Here is a 9,095-nt window from a genome sequence, read left to right as displayed (position 1 = left end):
AGTCACGAAGCTCCGAACATGGTCCATCGGACGGGCACGGCAGTTCGCTGAAATCTTAACAAAAAGTGGCGACCAAACGTCGTCTCACGATAGCAAAAAAGCTGCACCTCCCGTGTGGCGGCCCCTCACCCCGACCCTCTCCCCGTGAAGAACGGCGAGAGGGAGCGCATCGCGCTTGCGGCGATAGGTCCGAACATCGTCGAACCGATCAACCCTGGTTCGCCGCAACGGGCACGCGCTCCGTCATCCAGTTCAGCCCCTCTTCCGTCCTTGTCCGCGGCTTGTACTCGCAGCCGATCCAGCCTTCATAGCCGATCGCATCGAGGTGGCGGAACAGGAAGGGGTAGTTGATCTCGCCGGTGCCGGGCTCGTGGCGGCCGGGATTGTCGGCGAGCTGGACGTGGGCGATGCGGGCGAGGTGCTTCTGCAGGGTGCGGGCGAGATCGCCCTCCATGATCTGCATGTGGTAGATGTCGTACTGAACGAACAGATTGTCGGATTCAACCTCGGAGATCAGTTGCAGCGCCTGGGCGGTGCGGTTGAGGTAGAAGCCGGGAATGTCGAGCGTGTTGATCGGCTCGAACAGCAGCTTGATGCCCTGCGCCTTCAGCGCGGTGGCGGCAAAGCGCAGGTTGCGCACCAGCGTCTGATTGAGCTCGCGCGGATCGGCATCGTCCGGCGCGATGCCTGCGAGGCAGTTGAGCTGGCGGCAGTCCAGCGCGCGGGCGTATTCGATCGCGCGCCGGACGCCGTCGCGGAATTCGTCGACGCGATCGGGAAGGATGGCGATGCCGCGCTCGCCGGCGGCCCAATTGCCGGCGGGCAGATTGTGCAGCACCTGGGTCAGGCCGTGGCGGGCGAGCTGCTCGCGCAGCTCGGCCTTGTCGAACTCGTAGGGAAACAAGTACTCGACACCGCTGAAGCCGGCGGCCTTGGCGGCGGCGAAGCGGTCCATGAACGGCAGCTCGGTGAAGAGCATGGTGAGGTTGGCGGCGAAGCGCGGCATGACATGATCCTCGGATGAGAGCGGCGGATGCGTTCAGGCGGGCTGCAGCGTGCGCTGGGGCTCGGCCGGGGTGTCGTCGACCGGCAGATCGAGCACCTCCTCGAACTCGACGACGTTGTCGATCTCCGTGCCCATCGCGATGTTGGTGACGCGCTCCAGCACGAACTCGACGACCACGGGCACCTGATACTCCGCCATCCATTCGCGCGCGGTCGCGAACGCCGCCTGCGCGTCGCGCGGATCGGTGACGCGGATCGCCTTGCAGCCGAGGCCCTGCGCGACCGCGACATGGTCGACGCCGTAACCGCCGACCTCCGGCGCGTTGATGTTCTCGAACGATAGCTGCACCTGATAGTCCATCGCGAAGCCGCGCTGCGCCTGGCGGATCAGGCCGAGATAGGCGTTGTTCACGACGACGTGGATGTAGGGCAGATTGAACTGCGCGCCGACCGCGAGCTCCTCGATCAGGAACTGGAAGTCGTAGTCGCCCGACAGCGCGACGATCTCGCGCTTGGGATCGGCGGCGCGGACGCCGAGCGCGGCCGGCAGCGTCCAGCCGAGCGGCCCCGCCTGCCCCGCATTGATCCAGTGGCGCGGATGGTTGACGCTGAGGAACTGCGCGCCGCCGATCTGCGACAGGCCGATGACGCTGACATAGCAGGTGTCGCGGCCGAACGCCTTGTTCATCTCGTGATAGACGCGCTGCGGCTTGATCGGCACCTGGTCGAAATCGCTGCGACGAAGCATCGTGCGCTTGCGGTCCTGGCACGCCGCCGGCCACGCCTGCCGCTCTTTCAATCTGCCCGCCTTGCGCCATTCGCGGGCGACGCTGATGAACAGCTCCAGCGCGGCCTTGGCATCTGAGACGATGCCGAGATCGGGATTGAACACGCGGCCGATCTGGGTCGGCTCGATGTCGACATGCACGAAGCTGCGGCCCTTGGTGTAGGTCTCCAGCGAGCCGGTGTGGCGGTTGGCCCAGCGGTTGCCGATGCCGAGCACGAAATCGCTCTCGAGGAAGTTGGCGTTGCCGTAGCGATGGCTGGTCTGCAGGCCGACCATGCCGGCCATCAGCACGTGATCATCGGGGATGGCGCCCCACCCCATCAGGGTCGGGACAACAGGCACGTTGACGGTCTCGGCGAAGGTGACGAGCAGATCGCTGGCATCGGCGTTGATGATTCCGCCGCCGGCGACGATCAGCGGCCGCTCCGACGCATTGAGCATCTCCAGCGCCTTCTCGACCTGCTTGCGGGTCGCGGCGGGCTTGTAGACCGGCAGCGGCGCGTAGGTCTCGTCGTCGAACTCGATCTCGGCGAGCTGGACGTCGAGCGGCAGGTCGATCAGCACCGGGCCCGGGCGGCCCGAGCGCATGATGTGGAACGCCTGGCTGAACACCCGCGGCACGAGGCCCGGCTCGCGCACCGTCACCGCCCATTTGGTCACTGGCTTGGCGATCTGCTCGATGTCGACGGCCTGGAAATCCTCCTTGTAGAGCCGCGCGCGCGGCGCCTGGCCGGTGATGCAGAGGATCGGAATCGAATCCGCGATCGCCGAATAAAGGCCGGTGATCATGTCGGTGCCGGCCGGACCCGACGTGCCGATGCACACGCCGATGTTGCCGGCCTTGGCGCGGGTGTAGCCCTCGGCCATGTGCGAGGCGCCCTCGACATGGCGAGCGAGGATGTGGCGGATCGAGCCGCGCCGTTGCAGCGCGGAATAGAGCGGATTGATCGCCGCCCCGGGAACGCCGAAGGCGCAGGTGACGCCTTCCTTCTCCAAGATTCGCACCGCAGCATCGATCGCCCGCATCTTCGCCATCTCGCGCCTCCCTGTGGTTGATGCACAAGGATCGCTGCCGACGGCGTCGATCTCAATTCAATCGTGGATTTTTCCCACGATGCGGCACACTCGGCAAAACAAGGGAGGACTCAATTAGTTAGGACGAAAGACAGCTGACATGTCCTGACCGCGTGACAGTTCGATCGCCCTATTCGAACAGCGGCGCCAGCTCCATCTGCGGCACCAGCACGAGGCCCTTGTCGGTGATACGAATTTCCGGAATGACCGATAGAGGAATCAAATTGAAGCCCATGTAGGGAATGGTGCAGCCGGCCTCCGCCCATGCGGTCTTGAGCAGCTTCACTTCCTCCGCGACCGGGGTGACGCGCTTGTCAGAGAGCAGGCCCGCGATCGGCAGCGGCACCATCGCCTTCACCTTGCCGTCGGCCACGACGCAGACGCCGCCCTGCTGCGCGCCGATCGCGGCGACCGCGACCTGCATGTCGGCCTCGTTGGTGCCGGCGACGATGATGTTGTGGCTGTCATGGCCGACGCTGGAGGCGACGGCGCCGCGCTTGAGGCCGAAGTCCTTCAGCAGCCCGTGCGCGACATTGCCGGCCGACTTGCCGTGGCGCTCGATCACCGCGACGAAGCAGAGGCCGTGCCGCGCGAGCAGCGTGTCCCAATCGGCGGCCGGTTCGATCGCGACCTTCTCATGGATCAGCGTGATGCCGGGCAGCGCCGTCTTGATCGCGTTGACGGTGCAGGCCTTGGCCGGCAGCTCCGGCGTCAGCTTCATCTGCGCCGGCAGCTTCACGGTGGCATAGGCTGCCTTCGGATACTGATAGCGTTGCGACAGCGCCTGATCGAGACGCGACGTGATCTTTCCCTTGTCGACGACGAGTTCGCCGCCATACCAGGTCGATTGCGGCTTCAGGCCGTCGTCGAGCAGCACGAGGTCGGCGCGGCGGCCGCCGCCGAGGCCGCCGATCTCGCCGTCCATGGCAAAGCGCGTCGCGCCGTGCAGCGAGCCCATCGACCACGCCTGCTCCGGCGACATCCCGGCCTTCACCGCCTCGCGCACCACCCAGTCGAGCCCGAACAGCATCAGATCATCGGCATCGCGATCGTCGGTGCACACGGCGGTACGCTTGTGCGAGGCGCCGAGCTCGGTGATGGTGCGGATCGCCTGCGGCAGGCTGTGCCACGGCGTCGTCGGCGGCCCGCCACGCAGGAAGATCCAGACGCCGGCGTCGAGGAGATCATCGGCGATGTCGCGGTCGATCGCCTCGTGCGAGTCGGTGACGCCGCTCGCCGCATAGGCGGCGACGAACTCGCGGCCATAGACATGGCCCGACACCGGCCGGCCGCGCTGCAGGGCCGCGGCGAGGATGGCGTGGCTGCGCTCGTCGCCCATGCAGACCGGCACGAAATCCATCTTCTCGCCGAGCGCCACCGCCTCCGGCCAGCGGTCGAACAGGCCGGCGATCTTGTCCGGCGTGAGGTCGCCGCCCGCGGTCTCCAGCGCGGCCGATGTCGCCGGCACGGTCGACGGCACGGTGAGGAAGATCGAGAGCGGCGCCTGCCGCGCGTCCTCCAGCATCGCCTCGACGCCGGCTGTGTCCATCACATTGCCGATCTCGTGGCTGTCGCAGAAGATCGTGGTGGTGCCGTTGAGCAGTGCAGCCTCGGCATAGGCGCAGGCCGTCACCATCGAGGACTCGATGTGGATGTGCGGATCGACCAGCCCCGGCGCGATGATGCCGCCCGCCGCGTCGTGGATCGTAAAGCCTGATGGCAGCGCCTTGTGGGCTCCGGCAGGCTTCACCGCAGCCACGCGGCCGCCGGTGATCCAGAGCTCGCGGTTCGGATGGATGCGCTCCGAATAGGTCGACAGCACCCGCGCCCCGGTGATGACGAGATCGGGCGCCGTGCGGCCCGACGCGACGTCGGCGAGCCGGCGGGTCATGCTGTGCAGGGGAGCGACCGAGAAGCGGGTGAGTTTGGACATGGCACAACTCGCTGGACGTGTTCGGGATCAGACACGATCGTTGCGCGCGATGCGGGCAACGGCAAGCCCAAATAGGTTGGCGGAATTGATTACGACTTGGGCACCGCCCCTCGCCTCACCGTCCCTGATCTTGACGAGATCGGCTGCGCACCTTAGGGGCGAAAGATCACGAATACGTCACCCATGAAGGACCCCATGCTCAGGTTGCTGGCCGTGCCGATCGAGTTGCTGCGCCTCGTCCTCTGCATCCTGCAGGCGCTGGTCGATGCCGTCAGGGGCCGTAACCGGCAGCGCTACGAGGCCAAGATCCTGATCAACGCGCCTCGCGACGCGGTGTGGCGCTTCAATATCGCCGAGCGGATGGTGCTGAACGGGCCACCGGTGCTCGAGATCACGCGCGAACCCCTGCCCGGAAACCCCGACCTCTGGCTCGGCCGCGTCGCCGTGAGCGGACAGCCGCGGACGCAAGGCGTCTACCGCGAGATCGAGCGCGACGAAGCCAGGGGGATCATCAGCTCACGCAACGTGGCGCATGAGCTGAACGTGCCGCCCGACGGCGGACGCGATGCGCATGCGAGCGTGAGCGTCGTCGCCACCCCGCAAGGGACGCTGCTGACCATCTTCAACGAGCTGACGATCCGCAGCTTTCGCGACCGCATCATCTATCCGCTCAGCGTGCGCCGGCTGACGCAGCTGATCAAGGCGGAATGCGAACGGGAGGCCGGTACGCATAGCCGCCTCGCCGATCTGGCCAACCACGGCCTCGTGCTCTCTGCGCTGGCGCTGGCGAGCTTCTGGTATCTGTTCAGCCTGAAGGAAGCCGTGCTGCTGGCGATCGTCATCGCCATCCATGAGGCCGGCCATGCCGCCGCCATGCTGATGGCCGGCGTCGGCATCCACGCGATCTACCTCGTCCCCTTCTTCGGCGGCGCCATCGTGCCGAAGACGGCGTATGGCAGCGAAGGCCGGCTCGGCTTCATCGCGCTGATGGGGCCGGCGATGAGCCTGATCCCGACCCTGGCGCTGGCCGCAATCGTGCCGGCCGGCAAATCCGACCTGCGCATGGCGATGGAGATGTTCGCGGTGATCAACGCCGCCAATCTGCTGCCGATCTATCCGCTCGACGGCGGCCTCGTTCTCAATGCGCTGATCGGCTCGGCGAGCCGGAAGGCCGCCCTGCTCGCCGGCTGGATCGGCGTCGTGGCGGGCCTCACTCTGGCGCTGCATTTCCACTCGTGGCTGATCGGCATCCCCTTTCTGCTGTTCGCGCTGCAGCGCTATCTGTCCGGACACCAGGCGATCCAGCTGAAGCCACTCTCGCTCCGCAGCGGCGTTGCGCTGGCGATTGCCTACGTCCTGACGTTTGCGGCTTATGCGGTCGTGATCAAGACCATGCTGGCGACCCGCGCGTTCTAGACCGGGAGGTCAGGTCAGCCGATCTCACGACCTCTCGCGGGCATCAGTGTGCGGGCTCGGCGGGCGGCGCCACGCCCCCGAGGGCCGCGGTCAGCTCCGCCGCGATGTCCCGCACCATGCCTCCGACCACCGGCACACGCTCCTCCGTGAGCCGGCTCGCCAGGCCCGAGATCGAGATCGCGGCCAGCGGCTCGCGGAGGGAATCGAGGACGACGGCGGCGATGCAGCGCAGGCCGGGCATCGCCTCCTCGTCGTCGACGGCATAGCCCTGGCGGCGGATGATCTCCAGTTCGCGGAACAATTCGCCGGCGCGGATGATCGACTTCTCGGTCAGGCGCGGCATGCCCTGGCGGTGGATGATGCCGCTGACGTCGTCGTCGGAATAGGTCGCGAGCACGGCTTTGCCCATGCCGGAGGCAACCATCGACAGGCGGCCGCCGACCTTGGTCAGCGAGCGCATGATCTCGCGGCTGTCGAGCCGCATCAGCACCATCAGCGATTCATCGTCGACCACGGCGAGATTGACGGTCTCGCGCGACTGGTCGCGGAGCCGGCGCATATAGGGTATCGCCAGCGCAACGAAGTTGCGCCTGCGCGTGAAGGTTGCGCCGACGGCAAAGCTCTGCGCGCCGACGTGCCATTTCGATTCCAGGCGGTCGAACTGGACGAAGCGGCGCTTCTCCAGCGTGGTCAGCAGGCGATGGACGGTGGAGGTCGACAGGCCCGCCCGCACGGCGAGATCGCTGAGGCGATAGCCCTCGTCGTCCTCGGCGAGGATCTCCAGGATCTGCAAAGCCCGGCCGACCGATTGCACGCCGCCGTCGCGGGGCTCGACGGTGGCTTCTGCGCGTGGCTCAATCGTCTTGCGACGGATCACGTGGCGCCTCTTTGCGCGGCCATCAGGGGCGGCGTCGTTATCGGACGGACGGATCTTGCTTGGGTCACGCTAGCAAAGAAAGTGCCGCCCCGGCTAGAGCCGGAGCGGCATGCGCGTCGTTATCGCTCAGAGCAGGCCCGCGCCGCGCGCCCACTTGTATTTGGCGCCGAGCACCTCGACCGGCAGCTCGGTCGAATAGGCGTAGGCCGGGATGCCGTTCTGGTAGAGATATTCGGCGGCTTCCTCGACCTCGACGTCGCCGGCGAGCGAGGCGACCATCGGCTTGACGAAGCCCTTGGCCTCCATCTCCTTTTTCACCTCGACCATGTTGCGCGCGAACACCATCGGCGGGGTCACGATCGTGTGCCAGTAGCCGAGGATCAGCGCGTGGATACGCTCATCCGACAGGCCGAGCTTGACCGTGTTCACGTAAGTGATCGGCGGCTCGCCGCCGGTGATGTCGACCGGGTTGCCGGCGGCACCGAACGGCGGGATGAACTTGCGGAACGCGGCATCGAGATCCCCAGGCATCGTCATCAGCGACAGGCCGTTGTCGACGACGGCGTCGGACAAGAGCACGCCCGAACCGCCGGCGCCGGTGATGATGAGGACGTTCTCACCCTTCGGCGTCGGCAGCACCGGCACACCGCGGGCGAATTCGAGCAGCTGACGCAGGCTGCGGGCGCGGATGACGCCCGACTGCTTCAGCACGTCCTCATAGATCTTGTCGTTGCCGGCGAGCGCGCCGGTGTGCGACGAGGCGGCCTTCGCTCCAGCAGACGTGCGGCCGGCCTTGAGCACGATGACCGGCTTCTTCTTGGAGACGCGCTTGGCGGCTTCCGCGAAGGCGCGGCCGTCCTTGAGATCCTCGCAGTGCTGCGCGATCAGATTGGTGTTCGGGTCCTGCTCGAAGAAGGCGAGCAGATCGTCCTCGTCGATATCGGACTTGTTGCCGAGGCCGACGATCGCCGACACGCCCATTTTGGCCGAGCGCGAGAAGCCGATGATCGCCATGCCGATGCCGCCCGACTGCGACGACAGCGCCGCGTGGCCCTTGACGTCATAGGCGGTGCAGAAGGTCGCGCAGAGATTGGCCGGCGTGTAGTAGAAGCCGTAGATGTTCGGCCCCATCAGGCGGACATTGTACTTCTTGCCGATCTCGACGATCTCGGCCTGCAGCTCCGGCTCGTTGGCTTCGGCGAAGCCCGAGGGGATCAGCACCGCGCCGGGGATCTGCTTCTCGCCGCATTCGGTCAGCGCGCCGGCGACGAATTTTGCGGGGATCGCGAACACCGCGGTGTCGATCACGCCCGGCACGTCCTTGACGCTCTTATAGGCCTTGTAGCCGAGGATCTCGGAGGCCTTCGGGTGGATCGGGTAGATCTGGCCCTTGTAGCCGCCGTTGATCAGGTTCTTCATCACGGAGTTGCCGATCTTGCCGTCCTCGGCGGAGGCGCCGATCACGGCGACCGCCTGGGGCTTCATGATGCGGTTCATCGCGGTGACGATTTCCTCGTTCGAGCGCGGCGCCGGACGGGGCTTGTAGTCGAAATCGACGACGATGCGGACGTCGGCGGCAACAGCGCCGTTCTTGGTCGCGAACACCGGATTGAGGTCGAGTTCGACGATCTCAGGGAAATCGGAGACGAGCTTCGAGACCTTGACGATGACGTCCGCCAGCGCCTCGCGGCTGACGGCATCGCCGCCGCGCACGCCCTTCAGCATCTCGTGCGCCTGGATGCCGTCGAGCATCGACAGGGCGTCGTCCTTGGTGGCGGGGGCAAGACGGAAGGTCACATCCTTCAGCACTTCGACCAGCACGCCGCCGAGGCCGAAGGCGACCAACTTGCCGAACGAGCCGTCGGTGATGGAGCCGACGATCACCTCGGTACCGCCGGTCAGCATCTGCTGCACCTGGATGCCTTCGATCTTGGCGTCGGCCTTGTACTTCTTCGCATTCGCGAGAATGGTCTCATACGCCTTCTGCGCATCGTCGGCCGTCT

General features: G+C 66.4%; 6 protein-coding genes. 1 reads left to right on the top strand and 5 read right to left on the bottom strand.

Annotated features, from left to right (window positions below; all coding sequences use genetic code 11):
* Nucleotides 1-208: 208 nt before the first annotated feature.
* The 3 genes from hyi to BRAS3809_RS27165 form a co-directional block, all read right to left on the bottom strand.
* Nucleotides 209-1,006, bottom strand: coding sequence for a hydroxypyruvate isomerase (hyi, locus tag BRAS3809_RS27175; protein ID WP_008965216.1), 798 nt, complete (start codon nucleotides 1,004-1,006; stop codon nucleotides 209-211).
* Nucleotides 1,007-1,039: 33 nt separating this feature from the next.
* Nucleotides 1,040-2,827: a glyoxylate carboligase gene (gcl, locus tag BRAS3809_RS27170; RefSeq protein ID WP_008965215.1), complete on the bottom strand. Its 1,788-nt coding sequence runs from the start codon at nucleotides 2,825-2,827 to the stop codon at nucleotides 1,040-1,042.
* Between the two features lie 169 nt (nucleotides 2,828-2,996).
* Entirely contained in the window at nucleotides 2,997-4,799 is a 1,803-nt protein-coding gene (locus BRAS3809_RS27165) for an adenine deaminase (RefSeq protein WP_008965214.1), read from the bottom strand.
* A gap of 195 nt (nucleotides 4,800-4,994) precedes the next feature.
* Between BRAS3809_RS27165 and BRAS3809_RS27160 the strand changes: the two genes are divergently transcribed.
* The gene (locus BRAS3809_RS27160) at nucleotides 4,995-6,215 is read left to right on the top strand and encodes a metalloprotease (protein WP_008965213.1); all 1,221 of its coding nucleotides are present in this window, start codon (nucleotides 4,995-4,997) and stop codon (nucleotides 6,213-6,215) included.
* 43 nt (nucleotides 6,216-6,258) lie between these two features.
* Here BRAS3809_RS27160 and BRAS3809_RS27155 read toward each other — a convergent pair whose 3' ends face one another.
* Nucleotides 6,259-7,092 carry an IclR family transcriptional regulator gene (locus BRAS3809_RS27155; RefSeq protein WP_008965212.1) on the bottom strand — a complete coding sequence of 278 codons (834 nt, stop codon included), beginning with the start codon at nucleotides 7,090-7,092 and terminating at the stop codon, nucleotides 6,259-6,261.
* Nucleotides 7,093-7,218: 126 nt separating this feature from the next.
* Nucleotides 7,219-9,095 (bottom strand): acetate--CoA ligase family protein (locus tag BRAS3809_RS27150; RefSeq protein ID WP_035658931.1); only part of this gene is annotated, 1,877 nt, incomplete at its 5' end.

The organism is Bradyrhizobium sp. STM 3809 (genome assembly GCF_000239795.1).
Lineage (GTDB): Bacteria > Pseudomonadota > Alphaproteobacteria > Rhizobiales > Xanthobacteraceae > Bradyrhizobium.
The sequence above is the reverse complement of the archived record's forward strand: the minus strand, read 5'-3'. Positions and strand labels throughout refer to the sequence as shown.

Excerpts from the sequence above, each read along its gene's own strand:
- BRAS3809_RS27165 (WP_008965214.1), bottom strand. The coding sequence starts at position 4,799 with ATGTCCAAACTCACCCGCTTCTCGGTCGCTCCCCTGCACAGCATGACC.
- gcl (WP_008965215.1), bottom strand. The coding sequence starts at position 2,827 with ATGGCGAAGATGCGGGCGATCGATGCTGCGGTGCGAATCTTGGAGAAG.
- BRAS3809_RS27160 (WP_008965213.1), top strand. The coding sequence starts at position 4,995 with ATGCTCAGGTTGCTGGCCGTGCCGATCGAGTTGCTGCGCCTCGTCCTC.
- hyi (WP_008965216.1), bottom strand. The coding sequence starts at position 1,006 with ATGCCGCGCTTCGCCGCCAACCTCACCATGCTCTTCACCGAGCTGCCG.